We start from the raw sequence: 23,564 nt of genomic DNA, 5'->3' as shown, positions 1-23,564 counted from the left end.
CTCGGGTGAGGAGTCACCCGATGCTCATCGTCTGGTCCTGATCACTGGGCCCCGGTCTCCCATCACGGGAGGCCGGGGCCCGGTCGTGCCAGGAGGCAGCTGCGCTCAGACCGGCCAGGTCTCCCGTCGCCAGGCGGCGTCCCAGAACATCCACTCATAGCGCGAGGCGATCAGGAAGGCCTCCAGCATCTGTTGCCGCAGGGCCTGCGTGCCCTCACCGGCCAATCGGTCCACGATCGCGATCGCCTGCTGGGTGGACTGGGCGAAGGCCTCGTCGGAGTACATGCCGATCCAGTCGCCGTAGGGATGGCGGGCCAGCTCGCCCGCGCTGCGCAGCAGGTGTTCGCCCACCACCTGGTAGATCCAGAAGCAGGGCAGCACGGCACTCGCGCCCACCTCGTAGGGGGCCGTCGCCGCTTGTCCCAGCACGAAGCTGGTGTAGCCGCGGCAGGTGGGTGACATCTTCGAGTCCGAGTCGTCGACCACGACATGGCCGGCGTGGAGCTCACGCTCGGCCAGGATCGCGCCGTGCACCCCCTGGGCCCAGAAGGCCACTTCCTCGGGGCGACTCGCCTTGGCGGCCAGCAGCCCCATGGAGCGGCCGTAGGCTCCCAGGTAGAGCGCGTCCTGCTCCATGTACCCCAGGAAGACCTCCCGCGGCAGGCTGCCATCGCCCAGGCCCACGACGAAGGGGTGCTCATGGATCGCCGCCACGATGGGTTCGGCCGCGGCCCACAGTTCCTTGCTGAAATTCATCTCAGTCCTCCCACTGGTTCCAGAAGTGATGCACCGGGCCGTGTCCCTGGCCCACCGCCAATGCGTCGGCGTGTTCCAGTGCCCGGGTCAGCCATTGCTTGGCCTGTTCGCAGGCCAGCGCCCACGAGCCACGCTGCGACCGCAGGCAGGCGATCGCCGACGAGAGCGTGCAGCCCGTGCCGTGCGTGTTGCGGGTGTCGACCCGATTGGCCGAGAACTCCTGCAGGCCCTCGGCGTCTTGGTAGAGATCCACGGCGGTGGGACCCTCCAGGTGGCCGGCCTTGACCAGGACCCGTTGGGCACCCAGCTCGAGCAGGGCCTGGGCCTGCTCCCGCATCCCGTCCTGGTCAATGGCCTCGTCGACGCCCAGCAGCACCGCGGCCTCCGGCAGGTTGGGGGTGATCAGGCTGGCCCGGCTGATGATCCCTCGCACTGCGGCCTCGGCGTCGGGATCCAGCAGCCGGTCACCCGAGGTGGCCACCATGACGGGATCGAGCACCACGTGCTCACCGCCGCGAGCGCGGTAGTCGTCGATGATCCCCGCGACGGTCTCGGTGATCTGGGTGGAGCCGAGCATGCCGATCTTGATGGCGTCGGGCAGGATGTCGTCGGCCAGCGTGTCCCACTGGGCGCGCACGAAGGACGGGTCGACGGGGCTGACGCCCGTCACCCCCTGGGTGGACTGGGCGGTGAGGGCGGTGACGATGCCCATGCCATAGCCACCCAGCGCGCTGAAGGTCTTGACGTCGGCAAGCAGGCCGGCCCCGCCGCTGGGGTCGACTCCGGCAATGCTGAGCACGGTGGTGGTCATCGCTTCTCCTGTTCGGGTTGGGCGGCACGGCGGTGTGCCTCCAGTAGTGCGCGGGTGGCGGCGCGGGGATCGGGGGTGCCGCAGATGGCGCTGACCACCGCCATTCCCGCGCCCGCGGTGGCCACCTGGGCGGCGGTCTCGGGGCCGACACCGCCGATCGCGACGCAGGGCCACGGGCTGGCGGCACAGATGCGTGCCAGCAGCTCCGGGCCGCCGGGGGCAGCGGCGTCGAGCTTGGTCTGCTGGCCCCAGACGGGCCCCACTCCCAGGTGGTCGATGGTGCCGTCGGGCAGCGCCATGGCCGTGGCCACATGGTCCAGCGTCTGCACGGAAAGACCGAGGATCGCCTTGCTCCCCAGCAGCTGCCGGGCGACGAGCGGGTCCGCATCATCCTGGCCGATGTGCGCACCGTCGGCTCCGCTGGCGCAGACCAGGTGCACACGATCGTTCAGCACCACCGGCACGCGCCCCGCGACGGTGTCCACGACTCGGCGCGCCAGGGCCAGGAAGGTCTCGTCGTCGGCGTGGGGGTCTCGCACCTGGACGAAGGTCACTCCCCCGTCGATGGCCGCGTCGACGGTGGCGACCACCTCGTCGATGCCGCCGCACAGGCGGGTGTCGGTGACCAAGTAGCAGGTCAAGGTCTCGGCGGGGGTCCTGGTCGATCTTGTCATGACAGCTCCACCGCGCCGGCGAGTTCCTCTGGCGTGATGGCGGCCAACTCGTCGATGAGGGCGACCGCGAAGGTTCCCGGCCCCGCCGATCCCACCACGGCGCGGTCCGCGGCCACGGTCATCAGTGCGGTGGCGGCGGTGGCGGCGGCCAAGGGCTCGGTGACCGCGGCGAAGCCCGCCATCAGCGCCCCGAGGGCGCATCCCACGCCGGTGACCCGGGTCATCACCGGGTGACCGTTGTGCACCCGCACCGTCTGCCGTCCATCGGTGATGTGGTCCACGGCACCCGAGACGGCCACCACGCAGCCGTGGCGTTGGGCCAATTCGCGGGCGGTGTCCAGCACCTCCTCGGGTGCCGAGGTCGAGTCGACTCCCCGGCCGCCGCTGCCGCCGGCGAGGCCGTGGATCTCCGAGGCATTGCCCCGAATGATGGTCGGGCCGTACTGCAGCACCTCGCGCGCCACCCCGGTTCGGGCCGGCAGCACCCCCACCGCCACCGGGTCGAGCACCCACGGGGTGCCCGACTGGTGGGCACCACGGGCTGCGGCGACCATCGCCCGAATGGTGTCCGGATAGGGGGTTCCGGTGTTGACCAGAAGGCCCTGCGCGACGCTCGCGAAGACCCCCGATTCGTCGGGGTGGTCGACCATCGCGGGGGCGGCACCGCTGGCGAGCAGCACATTGGCGGTCCATTGGGCCACGACGATGTTGGTGATGCAGCCCACCAGGGGGCCTGTCTGGCGCAGTGCTGCCAGCGCGGCCCCCACCTCGGTGGTCTCCACAGGCGTGCGGCCATGGTCGTTCGACATGAGACGTCCCTTCGCTAGTTCGAACTAGAGCAGGTTCAACGGGTCTTCTCTCAGCTGCCACAGCGCAGCACCCCGCGTCCTTTCGGATCACCCTAGCGTGCTGACGGCCCGCCGTTCGCTGGGGGTGGAATGGCTGCCTCCCTTCGGGTGTCGTCATCCGGCCGGCTGGCACCTAGGGTCGAAAGCAGTGGAACCACCACCGTGGATTCGAACTGTGGAAAGGAACACGATGACCCAAGACCAGCTGCACTTTGCCAATCCGGTCACACGCTACGAGGATCTGCAGATCCCCGAGCAGCGCCAGCCCGAGCCCGGCCTGGACGCAGACCTGATGCCGAAGCCCGATCGTGGCGAGAAGACCTATCGGGGCACGGGCCGTCTGGAGGGCCGCAAGGCGCTGGTGACCGGGGGCGACTCCGGCATCGGTGCCGCCGTGGCGATCGCCTTCGCTCGTGAGGGGGCCGATGTCGCGCTGGGCTACCTGCCGGCGGAGGAAGAGGACGCCGCCAAGATCGCCGAGCTGATCGAGGCCGAGGGGCGAAAGGCAGTCCGGCTCCCGGCCGACCTGTCCACCTCCGAGGCTGCCCGGAAGCTCGTCAACGACGCGGCCGAGGCGCTGGGTGGCCTGGACATCTTGGTGAACAATGCCGGCCACCAGAAGTCGACCGCCTCCTTCGAGGAGATGACCGACGAGCAGCTGCGCGAGACCTTCGACACGAACATCCTGGCCATGTTCTGGACCAGCCAGGAGGCCCTGAAGCACCTGCCCGAAGGCGCCACCATCATCAACTCGACCTCGGTGCAGGCCTACCAGCCCAGCGAGGACAAGATCGACTACGCCTCCACCAAGGCCGCGATCAACAACTTCAGCAAGGGCCTGGCCCAGTACCTGGCCCCCAAGGGGATCCGCGTGAACGCCGTCGCGCCGGGCCCGATCTGGACCCCCTTGCAGGTGCAGGGTGGCCAGCAGACCGAGGACCTGCCCGACTTCGGCAAGCAGACCGCGCTGGGCCGCGCCGGCCATCCGGTGGAGTTGGCCTCGGCCTATGTGTTCCTCGCCTCCCCCGAGTCGAGCTATGTGGTGGGCGAGACGATCAACGTCAACGGTGGCATGCCGACGCCCTGACGTCGCACCCTGGGTGCCCGGTCCCTTCCTTGCAGATCCTGATCAGGCAAGGAATGGACCGGGCATTCTGCTGGTTGTAGCCTTTGCGGGCATCCAAGGAGCAGTCACGATGGAAGGAGCACCATGACCTTGTTCTGGCAGCGACTGACCATCGACCACGGCAGGCGCAAGACCACCGGTTGTCGTGACGAGAGCATCTCGTCCACCACAACCCTCGAAAGGTCTCGTCTTGTCCACTCCATCAGCGGCTGAAGCGCATTCCGCTCGCCGCAGCATCCCCTTCTGGGCCAAGGTCTTCATCGGCCTGGCCGTCGGCATCGTGCTGGGCTACATCGCCCGCAGCTTCGAGCTCGCCTGGCTCACCGAAGTCCTCGTCACCGTCGGCAGCATCTTCGTCAGCCTGCTCAAGGTGGTCGTCGTGCCACTGGTGCTGTTCGCACTGGTGGTCTCCATCAGCAACCTGCGCCAGGTCCACAATGCCGCCAAGCTGGCCATCAACACCCTGGTCTGGTTCGGCATCACGGCCGCGCTCAGCGTCGCCCTCGCCCTGATGATCGGTCTGCTCACCAACCCCGGTGCCTCGGCCACCATCGACACCTCCACCGCCCACGCGGTCAGCACCCAGGGTGGTTGGCTCGACTTCCTGAAGTCCCTGGTGCCCAACAACATCCTCGGCCTGCAGGTGGATTCCTCGCTGGAGGGCGAAGGGGCCGATGTCTCGGTCACCAGCGCCCTGAGCTTCAACGTGCTGCAGGTGGTGGTGATCGGCATTGCCCTGGGCGCCGCGGCACTTGCCGTCGGTGAACAGACCGCCAAGCCCTTCATCGACTTCGCCACCGCGGGCCTGGAGATCTTCCAGAAGCTCACCTGGTGGATCATCCTGCTGGCCCCGATCGGCTCGGCCGGCCTGATCGGCAAGGCCGTGGCCCAGTACGGCTGGGACCTGGTGCAGCCGCTGGGCATCTTCGCCTTCGACGTCTACCTGGGCTGCGCCCTGGTGATGTTCGTGATGTACCCGGCGTTGCTCGCCCTGCACGGGTTGAGCCCGGTGCGCTGGTTCAAGGGTGCCGGCCAGGCCATCCAGCTGGCCTTCGTCTCGCGTTCGTCGGTGGGCACCCTGCCGGTGACCCAGCAGAATGTCATCGACCGGCTTGGTGTTCCGCGTGAATACGCATCCTTCGCCGTGCCGATCGGCGCCACCACCAAGATGGACGGCTGCGCCTCGATCTACCCGGCCCTGGCGGCCATCACGGTGGCCCAGCTCTTCGGCATCGAGCTGGGGATCGGTGACTACCTGCTGATCGCCTTCGTCTCGGTGGTCGGTTCGGCCGCCACCGCGGGCCTGACCGGCGCGATCGTGATGCTCACCCTGACCCTGTCCACGCTGGGCCTGCCGCTGGAGGGCGTGGGTCTGCTGCTGGCCATCGACCCGATCCTCGACATGGCGCGCACCGCCACCAATGTGGCCGGTCAGACCGCGATCCCGGCGATCGTCGCCAAGCGTCACGGCATCCTCGACCAGGAGGTCTACGACGGCCGCTGGCGTGACCAGTCCCGGCGTCGGGAAGAGTCCCCGCAGCTGCAGACGGTCTGACCCGATCCAGCACAAACCAGTCACCACGACGAAGGGCGCGCGGAGCCAGTGCTCCGGGCGCCCTTCATCCGTTCAGGTCAGCCGAGGTTCGGCTCAGATGTCGCGACGGCCGTCGTTGTCGAGGTCGCGATCCAGCTTCGGGTCGCGCAGCTTGTCGCCCTGACGGTCGGCGTCACGCACGGTGTCGTTGGCGCGAACATTGGTGGTGCGCACCGGCTCGTGGCGGGTGTCGACGTGGGCAGGACGCACGGTGGTGTGCTGCTCGGGCTTCTTCTTCAGTCCGGCAAGACCGGCCAGACCCGCGAGGCCCAGCAGGCCCCACAGCGCCACCGGATTCATCCTCAGCGAACGCCACACCTCAACCCCACAAGGGATTACACCCCTAGGGGCGCACCCTTTCGGAGGTACTCCCCAAGGCGCGAGATACCCTTCGCCAACCTGCCAACAGGCGCGACCCACACCGACTCGCCCCCCTTGGACGATGAATTGATTCAGCGCCGGACGCGCACCTTCCCCGCGAAGACCGGCCACCCCTGCGCCTCGGCATCGGCTGGCAACCAGGCTTTCGGGAGGGGTGGAGGGCGTCGTCCCGCAAACTGAACCCTGCTTGAAGAAGAGTCGATGGGGAGTTCTCCCCATCGACAGTTGGACTGCTGCCCAAGCACGATGGGGGTGCAAGCAAGAACCACGTCAAGGTGCCCTCGGGTCACCCCATCGAAAGGATTCCCTTGAGCCTCTCCACTGCGCGCCGCGCCAGCATTGCAGCCCTCGCCCTCCTGCCGGCCTTCTCAGCCTGCTCGATGATCTCGCCGAAGGAGGACACCGCGGTCCCCCAGAGCGAACCGAGCGTGTCTGCCGAGAAGGACGACAGCGACAAGGGTGGCTCGAACGCGAACGAGTCGAACAACAACAACTCGGACGACGATTCGTCCACCGGTTCCGACGACTCGGACTCCGACGACAGGGACTCGGACAGCAACGACAGGGATTCCAACGACTCGGACTCCGACAACCGGGACTCCAATAACAACGACTCGGATTCCAACGACACGGATTCCAACGACCGGGACTCCGACAACAACGACAGGGACTCCGACGACTCGGGCTTCGAGGACTCCGGGTCGAACGACACCGACGACCAGGAGTCCAACCGCGGCAGTTCGGACGAGACGGACGACTCCTCCTCGAACGACGACTCCGACTCCTCGGGGGACGACTCCGACTCGTCCTCGAAGTCCGGCTCCGAGACCTCCGGAAAGGGCGATGAGATCTCCGTCCCCGCCGGATCGGGCATCTCCAAGCTGAAGGTGGTGGACCTGCAGGGTGCCCCCGCTCCTGGCGGCAAGCACGCCCAGGTCGTCGGTGTCTACCGGGTCACCACCGATCGTCCGATGATGCTCAACCTGCGGGTCAGCCTCTATGACGCCAATGGCAAGATGATCGCCTCGAAGACCGGGCTCAACTCCTCGTACACCACCGGTGAGCATGACCTGGTGACCAGCAACCTGGTGACTCTGCCCGCTGGCGCCAAGCCGAAGACCTTCAAGGTCTCCCTGGTGGACAAGACCGACATGAAGAACGGCTTCAGCATCACCAAGATGGGCAAGCCCCAGGTGGAGGACTACAAGCAGAACAAGAACGTCCAGGCCCTGCGCGGAACGGCCACCTCGACCTCGGCGGTCAAGGGCAGCGTGAACATCAAGGCGGCCTGCATCAAGGGCGGCAAGATCTACTACGGCACCGACAGCCTCAGCAACAACGCCCGTGAGGGTGGCAAGGTCGCCTACGAGATCCCGATCTACGACGCGCGCGGCGTCGACCTGTCCAACGCCGACTGCTACGTCTCGGCCTGACCGCTGGACGTCAGTCCCGGGAATCGGCACGAAAGACGGGGTGCCCGGAGCCACACGGCTCCGGGCACCCCGTCTGCGTGAACTCAGCGCTGGACGCGCGCATTCCCCTCGAAGATCGACCACACCTGCGCCTCGTCGGCCGGTGCGGCATTGTCGGTGATGGAGGTTGCCGCCATCGCGCCGGTCGCCCAGCCGAACTGCGAGCACTTCTCCACATTCCAACCCTTGAGCACGCCGTAGAGGACGCCGCCGATGGAGCCGTCGCCGCCACCGATGCGGTCGATGACGTCGATGTCGCGCAGTTCCTGCACGGTGAACTCGCCCTCGGGCTTCTCGGCGCAGCTCCACAGCACCATGCCCCACTCGTGGTGGTTGGCGCTGATGACCTCACGCAGCGAGGTGCCGATCATCTGGGCATTGGGGTAGGTCTCCTTGATGCGCACGATCATCTGCTTGAAGCCGTCGATCTTGGCGTTGATGTCCTCGCCGCCCGCCTCGGGCCCCTGGATGCCCAGGCACAGCTGGAAGTCCTCCTCGTTGCCGTAGAGGATGTCGCACTGCTCGGCGATCGCGTGGAAGGCCGCGGACAGCTCCTCCTCGCGTCCCTTCCAGAAGGAGGCGCGGTAGTTCATGTCCATGCTGACCAAGGTGCCGTACTCCTTGGCCTTCTTGGCCAACTCGACGCAGAAGGCGCTGGTCTTGGGGCTGATCGAGGCGACCAGGCCAGACATGTGCAGGATCTTGACGCCCTCCTGCCCGAAGAGACGGTCCAGGTCGAAGTCGTCGATGCTCAGCTCGCGACCCACCTCGCCGGCACGGTCATTCCACACGCGCGGCGCGCGGCCGCCAAAACCGGAATCGGCGATGTTGAACTGGTGGCGGTGGCCCCAGGCGTCGCCCTGCGGCACCTCGGGACCCTCGAAGGCCATGCCGCGGGCACGCAGCTGGGCCTTGATGAAGGCGCTGATCGGGGAACCCTCGACGAAGGCGGTCAGCACCTTGGCCGGCTCCCCCAGGTGGGAGGCGATGGAGGCGACATTCGCCTCGGCCGAGGTGGCCTGCATGATGTAGCGGTCAGACACGTGCACGGCCTGCCGGTTCTCGGGGGTGATGCGCACGCCCATGGACGTGGGAACCACGATGGACCACTGGGCGTCCTCGCGAAGCTTCAACAACTGTCTCTCCTTTGTTGGTACGGGGTGGTGTCGGGTACGGATCAGGCCTGCAGCTCGCCCAACTGGGCCAGCACGGTCTTGGCGATGCGGTCGTCGTCGATGCCCAGGTAGGCGAGCACCTTGCGCACCGAGTCCTGCTCGTCGCCCTGGACCAGGGCGGTCATCTCGTCGGCGCGCGCATCGTTGACGGGGGCGCCGACGCCCCGCAGGTGCAGCACCCAGGCAGCCACCGCGCGGGTGGCACCCTCGGCCACACCGCCCTTGGCGAGTTCCGCCTTGATGGTGGGCACGTGGCGGATCAGCACCTTCTGCGAGCCATCGCCGGCGATCTGGGCCAGCAGATGCTTGATGCGCGGGTTGCGGTAGCGCGAGAGCAGGGCCTCGCGGTAGTCGGCCAGCTCCTGGGCGGGCAGCTCCAGGTGTTTGACGGCGTCGTCCCAGAACTGGTTGACCCAGCCCAGCACGAGCTCGTCGGTGATCGCGTCGTAGACGGTCTCGTGCCCGCGGATCGATCCGGCATAGGCCATCAGCGAGTGGGAACCGTTGAGCAGGGTCAACTTGCGTGCCTCGTGGGGCACGACGTCGTCGACGAAGCGGGCGCCCTTGGTCTCCCAGGCGGGGCGACCGGCCTTGAACTCACCAGCCAGCACCCACTCGGCGAAGGGCTCGGTGACCACCAGGGCCGGGTCGGTGATGCCGGTGGCGGCCTCGACGCGCTCGCGGTCCTCGTCGGTGGTGCGCGGGGTGATGCGGTCAACCATGGTGGTCACCACGCCGACGTGCTGCTCGACCCACTCGGCCAGCGACGGGTCCACCTGCTGTGCGGCCTGGGTGATGACGTGCTTCACCATCGGGCCGTTCTCGGGGATGTTGTCGCAGGGGCAGAAGGTGATGTCCGCTCCCCCGGCGGCGCGACGGGCCAGCAGGCCGGCGACGAACTTGGCCGGCGCGGTGGTCACGGCCGCCGCCGGATCGGCCTTCAGCGCGGCCAGGTCTGCCACCAGCTGCTGGTTGGACAGGTCCAAGTCGCCGTCCTTGTTGCGCAGGTAGCCGGCCTCGGTGATGGTCGAGGTGACGATCACCATCTCGGGATCGGCGAAGTAGCCGCGCCAGGCAGCCAGGTCGTCCGCGGCGTGCACCTCGCTGAGGCAGCTGATCACCTCCACCTGGTCACCCTCGGGGTCGGCGACGCACAGCTGGTAGAGCCCCTCGGAGGGCGCCAGGGTCTCGGCGATGGCGGGGGAACGGCCGGTGAAGGCCGCGATGCCCCACTGGTCGGCGTCGGTGGCGTGTTCGGTGTACCAGGCCTGGTGGGCGCGGGTGAAGTTCCCGATGCCCAGATGGACCATGCGCACCGGTGCCTTGGCGCGGCCGTGCTCGTTTCGGTTCAAAGTGGTCACAGCTTGAACACCTTCTTCGGATTGTTGCTGACAAGGTTGATGGCGGTCTCGACGGCTTCGTCCTCGTCCAGACGGTGCTGCACCACGAGGCTGGCCAGGTGGGCGGCGTCCAGGCGACGCGACATGTCGTGACGGGCCGGGATGGAGCAGAAGGCGCGGGTGTCGTCGATCATTCCCGAGACCCGGGTGAAGCCGGCCATCTCGGTGATCGACTGCTTGAAGCGCATGATCGACTCCGGGGCGTCGATGAACCACCACGGCACACCGATGTAAAGGCTGCGGTACCAACCGGCCAGCGGCGCGATCTCACGGCTGAAGTTGTCCTCGTCCAGGGTGAACAGCACCAGGTTGAGGTTGGGGTGGTTGCCGAAGGCATTGAGCACCGGCTCCATGGCGCGGGTGACCTCGAGCCGCACGGGAATGTCATTGCCGACGTCGGCGCCGTACTGCTCGGTGGCGGCGTGGTCGTGGCCTCGGGCGACGGCCGGGTGCAGGGTCAGGGTGAGGCCGTCCTCGGTGGCCATCCGCACCTGGTCGGTGAGCAGGTGGCGACGCAGCTGGTCGCACTGCTCGGGGCTGGCCTCGTTCTTGCGGGCCAGCTCGAAGAGCTTGGTGGCCTCCACCGGGTCCGGCGTGACGGTGCCCAGGTCGGCGTGGGAGTGGTCGGTGGAGACGGCGCCGTTCTCCTTGAAGAAGGCACGGCGGTTCTCCATGGCCGCGGTGTAGTCGGCCAAGGTGGCGATCTCCATGCCGGCGGCCTCACCGAGCTGGCTGACCAGGTCATTCCAGTCCCTGCGTCCGGGCTCCAGGTACTTGTCCGGCCGGAAGGTGGGCACGACGCGTCGGGTGAAGGACTCATCCGCGGCGATCTTCTGGTGGTGGTGCAGGTCGTCGCAGGGATCGTCGGTGGTGGCGATGAAGCTGATGTCGAAGGAGTCCATCAGGGCCCGCGGCTTCATCTCGGGGGTGGCCAGCTTGGCATTGATGGCGTCGTAGATCTCGTCGGCGGTCTCGGCGCTGGGGCGCTTGTCGATGCCGAAGATGCCCACCAGCTGGTCCTGCATCCAGTAACGCATCGCCGTGCCGTTGTAGTCACTCCAGTGCTCGCAGAAGGTGCGCCATGCGGTGCGCTTCTGCTCGGCGCTCATCTCGGTGCCCACCGGCACGCCCAGGGTGGACAGCTCGACGCCATTGGCGTGCATGATCCGGTTGACGTAGTGATCGGGGGTGATGAGCAGCTCGGTGGCATCGCCGAAGGGGACGTCGTCGGCGATCCACGCCGGGGGCACGTGGCCGTGCGGCGAGAGGATGGGCAGGTCCTTGACCTCGTCGTAGATGCGACGAGTCACGTCACGCGTGGTGGGATCTGCGGGGAAAAGTCGGTCTGGATGGAGCGTCATTGCCTGTGCCATGTGGCCATGCTCGCCCGCGCCACTGCCACATTCCACCGGTTGCCACGTGTTGTCCATCATCAGGGCCTGTCACGAGCGCTTTGCCAGAAGCAAAGCCGAGCAACTGCTTGCCCCGCCGCTGCAACGGCGCTTCACTGGGCGCATGAGCACCCACAGCACCGATTCCCTCACCGTCGAGACCATCGGCGGAGCCCACGGCCAGGTCTCCGAAGCCGACTTCGCCACCTTCGTCGAGCGCAACCTGGCCCGCGCAGACCTGGACGGCAAGAAGGTCGTGCTGGTGGTGCCGGACGGGACCCGTTCCATGCCGCTGCCCATGGTGCTCAAGGCCGTCCACTCCCAGCTCGCCCCGCGGGTGGCCGAGCTGACCGCCGTCATCGCCCTGGGCACCCACTCCTACATGGAGCCCGACGAGATCGACGCCTGGTTCGGCGTCGGCGGCGAGGGACAGCCCGCCACTCTCGAAGAGGCCTACCCCGGCATGCGCGTGGTCAACCATGAGTGGGAGGACCCCGACAAGATCGTCAAGGTGGGCACGCTCTCGGCCGAGACCATCAAGGAGCTCAGCCAGGGGGCCCAGGAGGTGGCCGTCGACGTCGAGATCAACCGCTACGTCGTCGAGGCCGACGTCAACATCGTCATCGGCCCGGTCTTCCCGCACGAGGTGGTCGGCATCTCCGGCGGCAACAAGTACTTCATTCCCGGCTGCGCCACCCACGACGCCATCGACCTGTCGCACTGGGTAGGCGCCCTGCTCGGTGTGGAGAAGGTGATCGGCACCACGGGCATCACCCCGATGCGGGCCATCATCAATGCCGGTACCGACCTGATCCCCAACCAGAAGCTGGCCCTGTGCCTGGTGGTGCAGTCCGGCTCAGGCGAGCTGGAGGCCGCGGCCTTCGGCACCAGCGAGGATGCCTGGGCAGCGATGGCCGAGGTGGCCGCCGAGAGCCACATCGTCTGGCTCGACGAGCCGCTGCAGAAGGTGATCGCGTGCATGCCGGAGCGCTACGACGACATCTGGACCGCCGCCAAGGGCTGCTACAAGGCGCAGCCCGCCATGGCCGACGGTGGCGAGGTGGTCATCTACGCACCTCACGTCACGGAGGTCTCCGAGGTGCACAAGGAGATCTACGACATCGGCTATCACTGCATCGAGTACTTCACCAAGCAGTGGGACAAGTTCTCCGACGTCCCCAAGGGTGTGCTCGCCCACTCCACCCATGTGCGTGGTGCCGGAACCTTCGACGAGGCCACCGGCACCGAGCACAACCGCATCAAGGTGACGCTGGCCACCCAGATCCCGCCGGAGACCTGCGCGCAGGTCAACCTGGGCTACCTGGACCCGGCCAGCATCGATCTGGATGCCGAGGCGAAGGTGCCCGGCACGATGGTGGTGCCCAATGCCGGCGAGATCTTGTTCAAGTTGATCTCGCAGCGCTGAGGCCGTCGACGGGGCCGGTGGACTCGCGCACCACGAGTTCCATCGGCATCACGGACAGGTCGGGCGTCAGCTGCTGGTGGTTCTTGATCATGCTCAGCACCGTGCGCACGCCGTGTTCGCCCAGTTGACGCAGGGGGGATGCCACCGTCGTGATGGCCGGCGTCACCAGGTCTGAGGCGAAGGTGTTGTCGAAGCCCACTACGGACATGTCCTCTGGCACGCTCAGGCCGCGACGCTGCAGGCCGCGCAGCACCCCGATGGCCACCAGGTCGTTGTAGCAGACCACGGCGGTCTCTCGATGCCCGCCCACCAACCGTGAAGCCGCCAGTCCGCCACGCACCGTCGGATCGACCGGGCCGTAGCGGAAGTCCTCCATGCCCAGTTCCGAGCAGCCCTCGCGGAAGGCTCGCCAGCGCATCCCGTCGACCCAGGCCGCCTCCGGGCCGGCCACATAGGCCACGCGGCGGTGCCCGAGTTCGCCCAGGTGCTCCAGGGCCCGGCGCATACCACGACCGTTGTCACTGGACAGGCAGGGCAGCCCCGTCACCTGCCGGTTGAGCACCACCGTGGGCACCTTCTTGGAGACCCCCCGCAGTGCGGTGTCCGACAGGCGTGAGGCGACGATCACCAGCCCGTCGAGCACAGGCAGGCTACGGTCGAGCAGGGTGCGCTCACGCTCGGTGGACTCCTGGCTGTCGGTCAGCACGATGGAAAATCCCGCGGCACTGGCTGCCACCTCTGCCCCACGGATGATGTTGAAGTAGAAGGGATTGGTGACGTCGCCGATCAGCAGGCCGATCATTTGGGTGCGTGCCGGGCGTTCGGCCCGGAAAACCGCCTCCGTCCGGTATCCCAGTTCCGCGGCGATCCGATGGATCTTGGCGGCCGTCTGGTCACTCACCCGGCCAGGCCGTGAGAAGGCACGCGAGACCGTGGACGGGCTCACCCCTGCTGCTTCGGCCACCTGGTAGATCGTCGCCGGTTTCTTGGGCGTCTCATCGTCCCGGTCCAGTGCCATACGATTCACTGTAGTAACACCCCTCCGCTGGCGGCAACAGACGACAACAACGCCCCCCAGCCGCCGAAGATCGTTGTGCGCAGTCAAGCCGACAACTGCAACTTGTGGCAAGCTCTCCCGCCCGGCAAGGGTCTTTGCTGGACTGGGCTTCGTCAGCACAGCAAGCACCAACCGCTGCCGGGCACCGATGCCCCCGATCCCGCCGGGGACCGCTCCAGTGGAGTCCCGATCTAAGGAGTTTCCATGACTGAAACCACCTCTTCCGCAACCGAAACCAGGACGCTTGCCGACGTCGGCGTCATCGGCATGGCCGTGATGGGCTCGTCCCTGGCCCGCAACATGGCCCACAAGGGCTACACCACCGCCATCTACAACCGCACCTTCGCCAAGACCGAGGAGGTCATGCGTGACCACGGTTCGGAGGGCAACTTCATCGCCTCGGAGAAGATCGAGGACTTCGTCGCCTCGCTGGAGCGCCCCCGCCGCATCGTCATCATGGTGCAGGCCGGACGCGGCACCGACGCGGTGATCGACCAGCTCATCCCGCTGCTGGAGGACGGCGACATCATCGTCGACGGCGGCAATGCCTTCTACGAGGACACCATCCGTCGCGAGGAGAAGGTGCGCGCCGCCGGCCTGCACTTCGTCGGCTGTGGCATCTCCGGCGGCGAGGTCGGCGCCCTCGAGGGTCCCTCGATGATGCCCGGCGGCACTCGTGAGGCCTACGAGTCGATGGGTCCGATCCTGGAGAAGATCTCCGCACAGTACGAGGGCGAGCCCTGCTGCACCTACATCGGCACCGACGGTTCGGGCCACTTCGTCAAGATGGTGCACAACGGCATCGAGTACGCCGACATGCAGTTCATCGGTGAGGCCTACACCCTGCTCAAGGCTGCCGGCCTGTCGAATGACCAGATGGCCGACGTCTTCGCCGAGTGGAACACCGGCGACCTCGACAGCTACCTGATCGAGATCACCTCCGAGGTGCTGCGCCAGAAGGACGCCAAGACCGGTGGTTCGCTGGTGGACTCGATCGTCGACGCGGCCGGCATGAAGGGCACCGGCACCTGGACCGTGCAGTCCGCCCTCAAGCTGGGTGTGCCGGTCAACGCCATCTCCGAGGCCGTCTTCGCCCGCGCCATCTCCTCCAGCCCCGACCTGCGCGAGCACGCCCAGGCCGCCCTGGAGGGCCCGGACGGCTCGCTGAAGGTCGAGGACGTGAAGGCCTTCACCGACGACATCCGTCAGGCCCTGTGGGCCAGCAAGGTCATCGCCTACGCCCAGGGCCTGGACGAGATCCGCATCGCCGGCCAGGAGTACGGCTGGGAGATCGACGTGGCCGCGGTCGCCAAGATCTGGCGTGACGGCTGCATCATCCGCGCCAAGCTGCTCGACCGCATCAGCAACGAGTACGCCGCGGGCAACCTGGTCACCCTGCTGGAGGCCCCCTCCATCAAGGCCGAGCTGGCCAAGGGCCAAGATGCCTGGCGCCGTGTGGTGGCCACCGCCGTCACCTCGGGCGTCCCGGTGCCCGGCTTCAGCTCCGCCCTGGCCTACTACGACCAGGTGCGCGCACCGCGTCTGAACGCCTCGCTCACCCAGGGCCTGCGCGACTACTTCGGCGCCCACACCTACAAGCGCATCGACGCCGAGGGTTCCTTCCACACCCTGTGGTCGGGCGACAAGTCCGAGGTTGCGGGCGACGCCGGCAACCACTGACCTCGACGGCTGAGTTTCCACTGACCTCGACGGCTGAGTTTCCACTGACCTCGACGGCTGAGCTTGTCGAAGCCAAAAGGCGCCCCCACCGCAATGGTGGGGGCGCCTTCTTGTACGGTCCCCGAGCTTGTCGAGGGGCCTCGACAGGCTCGGCCGTCGGGTCCGGTTTGGGTGATCAGGCCTTCGCGACGGCCTTCTTCTTCGTCCAGTTGTACAGCGCGGCGATCACCGCGGCGAAGACAACGATGCCCACCAGCTGCGCCGGGGTGGCCCAACCGTCGCCCTTGACCAGGGCCAGCGGCTCGTCGTCACCGGTCGCGGCGACGATGCCGGCGTACAGCACCCCGAACAGGCTCTCGCCGACGATCAGGCCGGTGGCCAGCAGGGTACCCATCCGCTTGCTGCGTTCCGGGTTGGCGGTGCGGGCCGCCCACTTGTCGTAGGCCAGGCCCAGGGCTGCGCCCATCGGGATCATCAGGGTGAGACTGATCGGCAGGTACATGCCCATGCCGACGGCCAGCGGCGGCAGCGCCATACGGCCCTTGGTGGTCTTGCCCAGGGTCTCGTTGATGGCGATCACCACGCAGCCGATCAGCGCGCCGATGCCCAGCAGGTTCCAGTCCAGGCCGCCGCCGAGCACGCCCTTGGCCAGCGTGGAGATCAGCGAGGCCTGCGGGGCGGCCAGCGCGCCCTCACCGGCGCCGGGGGCTCCGGCGAAGCCGAAGGAGGTGTTCATCACGCCGAGCACCGGCGGGATGATGGCCGAGCCGAAGCCGACACCGATGATGAGGGCCACCTGCTGCTTCCACGGGGTGGCTCCGACCAGCTGGCCGGTCTTGAGGTCCTGCAGGTTGTCATTGCTGATGGTGGCCACGCCGAAGACGACGGCGGTGGTGAACAGGGTGTAGGCCACCAGCGCCTCGGTCATCTCTCCGGTGCCGGCGCCGTGCACGGCCTTGATCAGCAGCGCGGCGGCGATGGCGACGATGATGCCCACGCCCGAGATGGGCGAGTTGGAGGCGCCGATCAGACCGGCCATGTAGCCACAGACCGAGGCGACGAACAGGCCCACCAGCAGCACGAAGAGCACCGAGGTGATGACCAGGCCGGTCGAGTTGCCCTCCAGCGGGGTGCCCTGGGTGAACAGCCACAGCAGGGCGCCGATGGGCAGCATGGAAGCCAGGGTGGTGCCGATGACCACCTTCATCGACAGGTCTCGCTCCTCTATGGCCAAGTCTGCGCTGGCGATCTTGTGCGCGGCCAGCGATTCGGAGATGCCCTTGATGATGGGGCCGATGATCTTCACCAGGGTCCAGACGGCCGCCACGGCCATGGTGCCGGCGCCAATCAGACGCACGTCGCTGGAGAAGATGGCCTGCACGGCACTGTCGAGCGGCTCCGCGGGGTCGAGCTGGCCGCGGGTCATGAAGGGCAGGATGACGCCGTAGCTGATGAGCAGCCCCACCACCATGGCGATGCCGACGGTGATACCGACCAGGTGGCCGACGCCAATCAGGGCCATCGAGAGGCTGGTACCCACCATGGTGCCCCCGGTACCCACGCGGAAGGTGTGCGAGACGCCTTCGGCGACCGCCTTGGTCTTGGCCAGCAGCGTGAAGGCGGCGGCGCTGAGACCCGCCACGGTGATCACCTTGAGGCCGCGGGCATTCTCCTCGCCGCCCTCGGCGGAGTCGCCAACCCGCAGCACCTCGGCGGCAGCGACGCCCTCCGGGTAGGGCAGGTCGGAACCGGTGACCAGCGCGCGTCGCAGCGGAATGGAGTACATGACGCCCAGCACGCCGCCGAAGAAGCAGACGGCGGCGGTGGTCCAGTAGGGGAAGCCACTCCAGTAACCGAGCATCACCAGGCCGGGCAGCACGAAGATGATCGCGCTCAGAGTGCCGGCCGCCGAGGCGATGGTCTGGACGATGTTGTTCTCCACGATCGTGTGGTCGTGGAAGGCACGCAGCACGGCCATCGAGATCACCGCGGCGGGGATGGAGGTGGCGAAGGTCAGGCCCACCTTCAGGCCGAGGTAGACGTTGGCTGCGGTGAAGACGAGGGTGATGATGCCGCCGATGATGACACCGCGCAGGGTGAGCTCCTTGAGCCCTTCCCTACCGGGTGCTCCGGCGGCCTTGACAGTCGATGAGGACACGAAATTCTCCTGTTGTGGGCGCACGTGGAGCGTGCGCGACGCGAAGACTTTAATTCCCTGCGGGCCATTCGTCCGCATCGGGGTAATTTTCACGCTCAGGCGTGGTGCTGGGACACTGGTGGAGTGCTGCCCTTGGACGTCCCGATCGACCCTCAAACCATCACCCAGGCCGTGCGCTTCGTCGACCTCACCGGGGTGCTGTTCAACGCCATCCTGGGTGGGGTCATGGCCCGCTCGGAGAACATGGACCCGGTGGGTTTCGTCACCCTGGCCATCTGCTCCGCCCTGGGCGGTGGCCTGATCCGCGACACACTCATGCAGCGCGGCACCCCGGTGGCGCTGGTGGACGGGGCCTACTTCACCGTCGCCCTGGTCGGCGCCGCAATCGCCTTCGCGATTCCGATCACCCATCGCTTCTGGGACCTGACCTTCCCGGTCATCGATGCCCTGGCCCTGGGTGCCTGGGCGGCCGCCGGCTCGCAGCGAGCCCTGGTGCACGACTTCAGCCCGCTGTCGGCCATCCTGCTGGGCACCCTCACCGCCGTCGGTGGCGGCATGGCGCGCGACGTCCTGCTGCGACGCATCCCGACGGTCTTCGGCGGCAACACCCTCTACGCCACCAGCGCGATGGCAGGCAGCCTGGTCACCGTGCTGGTGTGGCCCACCGGGCACCACACGGTGGCCATGGTGGCCAGCGTCGCCGTCGGCAGCGGCCTCACCCTCGGGGCGATCTGGCGCGGCTGGACCCTGCCCTTGGCCTTCACCTGGCAGCCCCGCAGTGCCGTCGGCTCACTGCCGCGGCCCTCCTGGTGGACCGGCGCCACTCCCCCACTGCGTCGGCGTCGACGCCGGAAAAACTCGCGACTGAATCGCGACACGGCTGAAGACCGGCGCGACTGAATCGGGGCGCAAGTGAATCGGGGTGACGGGCTCGCTAGGCTCGACGGGTGAGCCTTGAAGACACGAACTGGTGGCGCCACGCCGTCACCTACCAGATCTATCCCCGCAGCTTCGCCGACGCGAACAATGACGGCACCGGTGACCTCCGGGGCATGATCCAGAAGCTGCCCCACCTGAAGAAGCTGGGGGTCGACGCCGTCTGGGTCTCGCCCTGGTACCCGTCGCCGCTGTGGGACGGCGGCTACGACGTGGCCGACTACTGCGACATCCATCCCGACTTCGGCACCCTGGACGACGCCGACGAGTTCGTCGCGAAGGCCCACGAGCTGGGTCTTCGGGTGCTGATCGACTTGGTTCCCAACCACTGCTCGATCGATCACCCGCTCTTCCAGAAGGCGCTGGCCGCGGCTCCGGGGTCGCCCGAGCGCGACCTCTTCCACTTCCGCGACGGCAAGGGCGTCGACGGCAACGAGCCGCCCACCAACTGGGGCGCCATGTTCGGCGGCTCCGCGTGGGAGCGCACCACCAATCCCGACGGCACTCCCGGCCAGTACTACCTGCACATGTTCGCCCCCGAGCAGCCCGACTGGAACTGGGAGAACGAGACGGTCCGCGCCGAGATCGACCGTGTGCTGCGCTTCTGGTTCGACCGGGGCGTGGACGGCTTCCGCATCGACGTGGCCGACTCCCTGGTCAAGGATCCGGCCTTCCCCGACGTGCCGCTGGACCAGAGGACCGGCTTCGGAACCGTCGCCAAGCCTGCCGGCGCCCCCACCTGGGACCAGCCCGGCCTGGCCGACATCCAGCGTCGTTGGCGTGCCATCGCCGACAGCTATGCCGGCACCGAACTGGGTGCCCGCATCTTCGTCTCGGAGGCCTACCTGCCCCTGGACCGTCTGGTGGAGTACGTGCGGCCCGACCGCCTGCACACCACCTTCTGCTTCGACTTCCTGGAGTCCGAGTGGAGTGCCACCAGCCTGCGCACCACCATCGACTCCGGAATCGAGGGTCACCGCGAGGTGGGTGCCCCCACCATCTGGGTCCTGGAGAACCACGACGTCATGCGCGTCGCCAGCCGCTACGGCAAGCAGGTGTCGGGGCGCCGCTTCAGCACCGAGGAGCACGAGGAGGATCCGCACTGGCAGGAGGCCTTCGCCGGTCAGCAGACCGACCTCGAGCTCGGGCGACGCCGGGCACGCGCCGCGGCAGCCCTCATGCTCGCCCTGCCGGGTGGCGCCTACGTCTACCAGGGCCAGGAGCTGGGGCTCGACGAAGTGGAGGACCTGCCCGAGGAGGCCCTGCAGGATCCCACGTGGGTTCGTTCGAACCACACCATCCGTGGCCGTGACGGCTGTCGGGTGCCGATCCCGTGGAGTGGCGATGAGCAGCCCTTCGGCTTCGGAACCGATGCGGAGCCCTGGCTGCCGCAGCCGGAGCACTGGGCCGGGATCACCGTCGAGAAGCAGGAGGTTGACCTCACCTCGTCGCTGAACCTGTTCCGCAACCTGCTGCGCCTGCGCCGTGAACTCGACGCACTGGGCGACGGCACCATGCAGTGGGACGACAGCGACGAGCAGGTGCTGAGCTTCACCCGCGATCCCGGCTTCCGGTGCGTGCTGAACCTGGGTGCCGAGCCGGTGGAGCTGGACGGTGAGCTGCTGCTGGCCACCGGAGAGCTGGTGGACGGGCGGTTGCCCGCCGACACCGCCGCCTGGCTGCGCGTCTGAGAAGCGGCTTCGACAAGCTCGGCCAGCCCCACCCCGACGGCCGAGCCTGTCGAGGCCCCACCCAGGCTCAGCTGACGAGCAGCTTTCCCAGGGCTTCGCGCGTACTGGCGGGCAGCTCGCGCTTGGCACCCTCGGCATCGGTGCAGACCTGCACCGTGCGGGCACGCGCCAGCACCTTGCCGCCCGCCAGCGGGTCGACGATCTCGGCCGCCAGCGTGTACGAGCTGGTCCCGATCCGGGCGACCGCGGTCAGCACCTGGTAGGGCTCGGCACGATGGTCGATCTGGGACAGGTAGTCGACGTCCTGGCGAGCCACCACCCAGCGCACCGCTCCCCCGTCGCGCGACATCGACGGATCGGCGCTGGTGGTGGCCGCGATCCGCGCCTCCTGCACGTAGTCGAAGTGACGCACATTGTTGACGTGCCCGTAGCGGTCGATGTCTCCCCAGCGCACGGTGAACTCGTGCACATGGCCGCGGCCCTCCAGTCGCGGCACATCCAGCGGACGCGACTGAGGTGCCTCACCGGCCACCTCGACGAACCAGGCGCGTTCCGCGTCGGTCAGTCGCCGTGGGCGTTGCTGGTCGAAGTCGAAGGGGCACAAGCGGGTGGAGGCGCGGGCGCACACCTTCCCGTCCTGCACCAGCTCGTACTTGGCGTGGAAGCGCGAGGCGCCCACCCCGAAGACTCCCACGTCGGCGGTCAGCGGGCCGGCCTCGAACAGGATCGGCCGGAGGTATTCCACGACGTGTCCGGCCACCAGCACCCCGCCCCCGATCAGGTGGCGGTTGGGCCCGGCCAGCAGCAGCCCGGTGCGGGCCTCCTGCAGGTATTCGGCCACCAGGCTGTTGTTGACGTGGCCCTGCAGGTCAAGGTCCACCCAACGAATCGGCACCTCGAGCGTCGCGACGGGATTCTCCACGGGCTCAGGCCTCCTTGTCGTACAGCGAATCCACGATGTGCGCGTACTTCTTCGCGATGACGGCGCGCCGCACCTTCAAGCTGGGGGTGACGCCACCGTCCTGCACGCTGAACTCGTGGTCGAGGATGGCGAAGCGCTTGACCGTCTCCCAACGCTCCAGTCGGGAATTGGCCTTGGCCATGAGCTTCTCGATCGAGGCCTTGATCTCGGGCAGCTGGGTGAGTTCCTCATAGCTGGCATTGGGGTGACCATGCTTCTTGCCCCACTTCATCAGCGAGTCGCGCTCCATGGTGACCAGGGCGACGATGTACTTGCGCCCCTCCCCCAGTGCGACGGCCTGGCTGACGTAGGGGATGTTCGCCGTGATGGCGTTCTCCACCTTCTGCGGGGCGACGTACTTGCCGCCCGAAGTCTTCATCAGGTCACGCTTGCGATCGGTGATGGTGAGGTAGCCGTCGGCGTCCAGCTCACCCAGGTCTCCGGTGTGGAACCAGCCGTCCTCGTCGAAGACCTCCGCGGTCTTCTCCGGCTGCTCGTGGTAGCCACGGAAGATGGTGGGCCCCTTGAGCAGCACCTCCCCGTCGCCATCCAGCTTCACCTCCAGCCCGGGCGAGACCGGGCCGACGCTGCCAAAGCGCGGCGGCTTGTTGGGCGGGGTGAGGAAGGCAATGGCGGTGGTCTCGGTGGAGCCGTAGCCCTCGATGACGGTGATCCCCGCCGAGTAGAACCATTCCTGCACCTGGCTGGACAGTTTCGCCGAGCCGGAGATGAGGAAGCGGATGTTGCCGCCCATGGTTTTCTTGAGCTTGCTGAAGACCAAACGGTCGGCCAATGCGTAGCGGGCGGCGAGCGCCTTGGGCATCGGCTCACCGGCCAGCCGGTAGGGGTGTGACTCGCGGCCCACCGAGAAGGCCCACTGGGCGATCTTCGACTTCATGCCAGAGGCGGGGTTCGCCGTAATGACCGCCGCACGCACCTTCTCGAAGATGCGCGGCGCGCCGCACATGATGGTCGGCTTGGTCTCTCCCAGACCGGCGACGATGCGGTCGATGCGCCCGTCGACCGCGGTCGCGAAGCCGACGGCCAACTGCACTGCCACCAGGCAGTTGCCAAAGACGTGGCTCAGCGGCAGCCACAGATACTGAAGGTCTTCGGTGGTCAGGAAGTCGAGCTCCTCCATCGAATGCGCGACGAAGGTGAAGGCACGCTGGTCGAGCTCGACGCCCTTGGGACGTCCCGTGGTGCCGGAGGTGTAGATCAGCGTGGCCAGACTGTCCGGTTCGATGCCCGCGATGCTTCGCTCGATCACCTGCGGGTCTTCGTCGAGCAGCTCGCGGCCCTTCTGGCGCAGCTCGTCGATGGTGAGGACTCGCTGGTCGACGCGTTCGGCCGCGGTGCGGTCGTCCTCGAACAGGATGATGTGGCGCACCTGGTCGTACAGTTCGTCGTCGTGCAGCTGGATCTTGGCAACCTGGGCCTGGTTCTCCGCCACCAACACCACCGAGCCGGAGTCCTGCATGATGAACAGCACGTCGTGGTCGGTGGTGTTCGGGTAGATCGCGGTGACCGCACCGGCAGCGGTCTGCGCGGCCAGACTCATCAGGATCCACTCGTAGCGGGTGGATGAGGCCAGCGCGACCCGCTCCTCGGGTTGCAACCCCAGCGCGACCAGTCCGGCGGCGTGCTCGACGACCTGGGTACCAAAGTCCTTCCAGGAGACTCGCTCCCACTGGTTGGCGCCCTTCGGGGCACGGTCAGGCACCAGGAAGGCAAGCCCCTCCGGCGTCTCTTCGACGCGGTCCATCAACATCTGGGCAATGCTGGCGGGGCATCGGGCGAGGATCTCGTCCTGCAGGGACACGGGCGGCCACCTACCTTTCGTTCACCGCTAGACCCTACTGTCCCCGCCCTGAGAATCCACCGGTGGCAGGCCGAGCGTCGTGGATGGGACTTTCGACGGTTCCCACCCCTTGGGGTGTGATGCCCTAGAGGTGCACGGCCAGAGGATGTGGTCAGGCTCGGTTGTTGTTTCGGGGGCTGCGCGGGTTGTCATTTTTGTTCCAGTG

At 67.5% G+C, this 23,564-nt stretch carries 19 protein-coding genes and 1 riboswitch; of the genes, 7 read left to right on the top strand and 12 right to left on the bottom strand.

All coding sequences use genetic code 11. The features are described 5' to 3' along the window. Positions 1-105 precede the first annotated feature (105 nt). From ACOAMO_RS10900 to thiM, 4 genes are all read right to left on the bottom strand, one after another. The gene (locus ACOAMO_RS10900) at positions 106-756 is read right to left on the bottom strand and encodes a TenA family protein (protein ID WP_420174814.1); all 651 of its coding nucleotides are present in this window, start codon (positions 754-756) and stop codon (positions 106-108) included. 1 nt (position 757) lies between these two features. Continuing rightward, positions 758-1,567 carry a bifunctional hydroxymethylpyrimidine kinase/phosphomethylpyrimidine kinase gene (gene thiD, locus ACOAMO_RS10895; protein WP_420174813.1) on the bottom strand — a complete coding sequence of 270 codons (810 nt, stop codon included), beginning with the start codon at positions 1,565-1,567 and terminating at the stop codon, positions 758-760. Next, on the bottom strand, positions 1,564-2,241 hold the full coding sequence (gene thiE, locus ACOAMO_RS10890; RefSeq protein WP_420174812.1) for a thiamine phosphate synthase: 678 nt from the start codon (positions 2,239-2,241) through the stop codon (positions 1,564-1,566). The genes thiD and thiE overlap by 4 nt, the downstream gene beginning before the upstream one ends. Then, the gene (gene thiM / locus ACOAMO_RS10885) at positions 2,238-3,050 is read right to left on the bottom strand and encodes a hydroxyethylthiazole kinase (protein ID WP_420174811.1); all 813 of its coding nucleotides are present in this window, start codon (positions 3,048-3,050) and stop codon (positions 2,238-2,240) included. The genes thiE and thiM overlap by 4 nt, the downstream gene beginning before the upstream one ends. Further along, a riboswitch (TPP riboswitch) is annotated at positions 3,040-3,135 on the bottom strand. It overlaps the preceding gene by 11 nt. Before the next feature lie 144 nt (positions 3,136-3,279). On the opposite strand from thiM, the gene ACOAMO_RS10880 reads away from it, so the two are divergent. Both ACOAMO_RS10880 and ACOAMO_RS10875 read left to right on the top strand, forming a co-directional pair. Next, a complete protein-coding gene (locus ACOAMO_RS10880; RefSeq protein ID WP_420174810.1) occupies positions 3,280-4,176 on the top strand; it encodes an SDR family oxidoreductase in 897 nt (298 codons plus the stop codon). 229 nt (positions 4,177-4,405) lie between these two features. After that, complete coding sequence (locus ACOAMO_RS10875) at positions 4,406-5,770, top strand: dicarboxylate/amino acid:cation symporter (RefSeq protein ID WP_420174809.1); 1,365 nt, start codon at positions 4,406-4,408, stop codon at positions 5,768-5,770. Positions 5,771-5,863: 93 nt separating this feature from the next. Here ACOAMO_RS10875 and ACOAMO_RS10870 read toward each other — a convergent pair whose 3' ends face one another. Then, positions 5,864-6,100 (bottom strand): WGxxGxxG-CTERM domain-containing protein, encoded by a 237-nt coding sequence (locus ACOAMO_RS10870; RefSeq protein ID WP_420174808.1) that lies wholly within the window; start codon positions 6,098-6,100, stop codon positions 5,864-5,866. Between the two features lie 398 nt (positions 6,101-6,498). Here ACOAMO_RS10870 and ACOAMO_RS10865 point away from each other — a divergent pair, with 398 nt between their 5' ends. Beyond that, positions 6,499-7,623 (top strand): hypothetical protein, encoded by a 1,125-nt coding sequence (locus ACOAMO_RS10865; RefSeq protein ID WP_420174807.1) that lies wholly within the window; start codon positions 6,499-6,501, stop codon positions 7,621-7,623. Positions 7,624-7,706: 83 nt separating this feature from the next. Here ACOAMO_RS10865 and ACOAMO_RS10860 read toward each other — a convergent pair whose 3' ends face one another. The 3 genes from ACOAMO_RS10860 to uxaC are packed head-to-tail and all read right to left on the bottom strand — an operon-like array spanning position 7,707 to position 11,610. After that, complete coding sequence (locus ACOAMO_RS10860) at positions 7,707-8,798, bottom strand: PfkB family carbohydrate kinase (protein ID WP_420174806.1); 1,092 nt, start codon at positions 8,796-8,798, stop codon at positions 7,707-7,709. 41 nt (positions 8,799-8,839) lie between these two features. Further along, entirely contained in the window at positions 8,840-10,198 is a 1,359-nt protein-coding gene (locus ACOAMO_RS10855; protein WP_420174805.1) for a mannitol dehydrogenase family protein, read from the bottom strand. Next, complete coding sequence (gene uxaC / locus ACOAMO_RS10850; protein ID WP_420174804.1) at positions 10,195-11,610, bottom strand: glucuronate isomerase; 1,416 nt, start codon at positions 11,608-11,610, stop codon at positions 10,195-10,197. Before uxaC ends, ACOAMO_RS10855 begins: the two co-directional genes overlap by 4 nt. Positions 11,611-11,752: 142 nt before the next feature. Between uxaC and ACOAMO_RS10845 the strand changes: the two genes are divergently transcribed. Next, complete coding sequence (locus ACOAMO_RS10845) at positions 11,753-13,054, top strand: lactate racemase domain-containing protein (protein WP_420174803.1); 1,302 nt, start codon at positions 11,753-11,755, stop codon at positions 13,052-13,054. Here the strand turns inward: ACOAMO_RS10845 and ACOAMO_RS10840 are convergent. Further along, positions 13,032-14,072 carry a LacI family DNA-binding transcriptional regulator gene (locus ACOAMO_RS10840; protein ID WP_420174802.1) on the bottom strand — a complete coding sequence of 347 codons (1,041 nt, stop codon included), beginning with the start codon at positions 14,070-14,072 and terminating at the stop codon, positions 13,032-13,034. The genes ACOAMO_RS10845 and ACOAMO_RS10840 overlap by 23 nt on opposite strands. Before the next feature lie 243 nt (positions 14,073-14,315). Here ACOAMO_RS10840 and gndA point away from each other — a divergent pair, with 243 nt between their 5' ends. Next, positions 14,316-15,791, top strand: a complete 1,476-nt coding sequence (gene gndA, locus ACOAMO_RS10835) for an NADP-dependent phosphogluconate dehydrogenase (RefSeq protein WP_420174801.1) — start codon at positions 14,316-14,318, stop codon at positions 15,789-15,791. 175 nt (positions 15,792-15,966) lie between these two features. Here gndA and ACOAMO_RS10830 read toward each other — a convergent pair whose 3' ends face one another. After that, a complete protein-coding gene (locus tag ACOAMO_RS10830; protein ID WP_420174800.1) occupies positions 15,967-17,949 on the bottom strand; it encodes an OPT family oligopeptide transporter in 1,983 nt (660 codons plus the stop codon). 123 nt (positions 17,950-18,072) lie between these two features. Between ACOAMO_RS10830 and ACOAMO_RS10825 the strand changes: the two genes are divergently transcribed. Continuing rightward, positions 18,073-18,849: a trimeric intracellular cation channel family protein gene (locus ACOAMO_RS10825; RefSeq protein WP_420174799.1), complete on the top strand. Its 777-nt coding sequence runs from the start codon at positions 18,073-18,075 to the stop codon at positions 18,847-18,849. A 47-nt stretch (positions 18,850-18,896) separates the two neighbouring features. Continuing rightward, positions 18,897-20,576 (top strand): glycoside hydrolase family 13 protein, encoded by a 1,680-nt coding sequence (locus ACOAMO_RS10820; RefSeq protein ID WP_420174798.1) that lies wholly within the window; start codon positions 18,897-18,899, stop codon positions 20,574-20,576. Positions 20,577-20,643: 67 nt separating this feature from the next. Here ACOAMO_RS10820 and ACOAMO_RS10815 read toward each other — a convergent pair whose 3' ends face one another. Then, a complete protein-coding gene (locus tag ACOAMO_RS10815) occupies positions 20,644-21,498 on the bottom strand; it encodes an acyl-CoA thioesterase (protein ID WP_420174797.1) in 855 nt (284 codons plus the stop codon). Positions 21,499-21,502: 4 nt separating this feature from the next. Beyond that, positions 21,503-23,359 (bottom strand): AMP-dependent synthetase/ligase, encoded by a 1,857-nt coding sequence (locus tag ACOAMO_RS10810; RefSeq protein WP_420174796.1) that lies wholly within the window; start codon positions 23,357-23,359, stop codon positions 21,503-21,505. Between the last annotated feature and the right edge of the window lie 205 nt (positions 23,360-23,564).

It is taken from the genome of Luteococcus struthionis (genome assembly GCF_048595755.1).
In the GTDB taxonomy this organism is placed as follows: Bacteria; Actinomycetota; Actinomycetes; order Propionibacteriales; family Propionibacteriaceae; genus Luteococcus.
The sequence above is the reverse complement of the archived record's forward strand: the minus strand, read 5'-3'. Positions and strand labels throughout refer to the sequence as shown.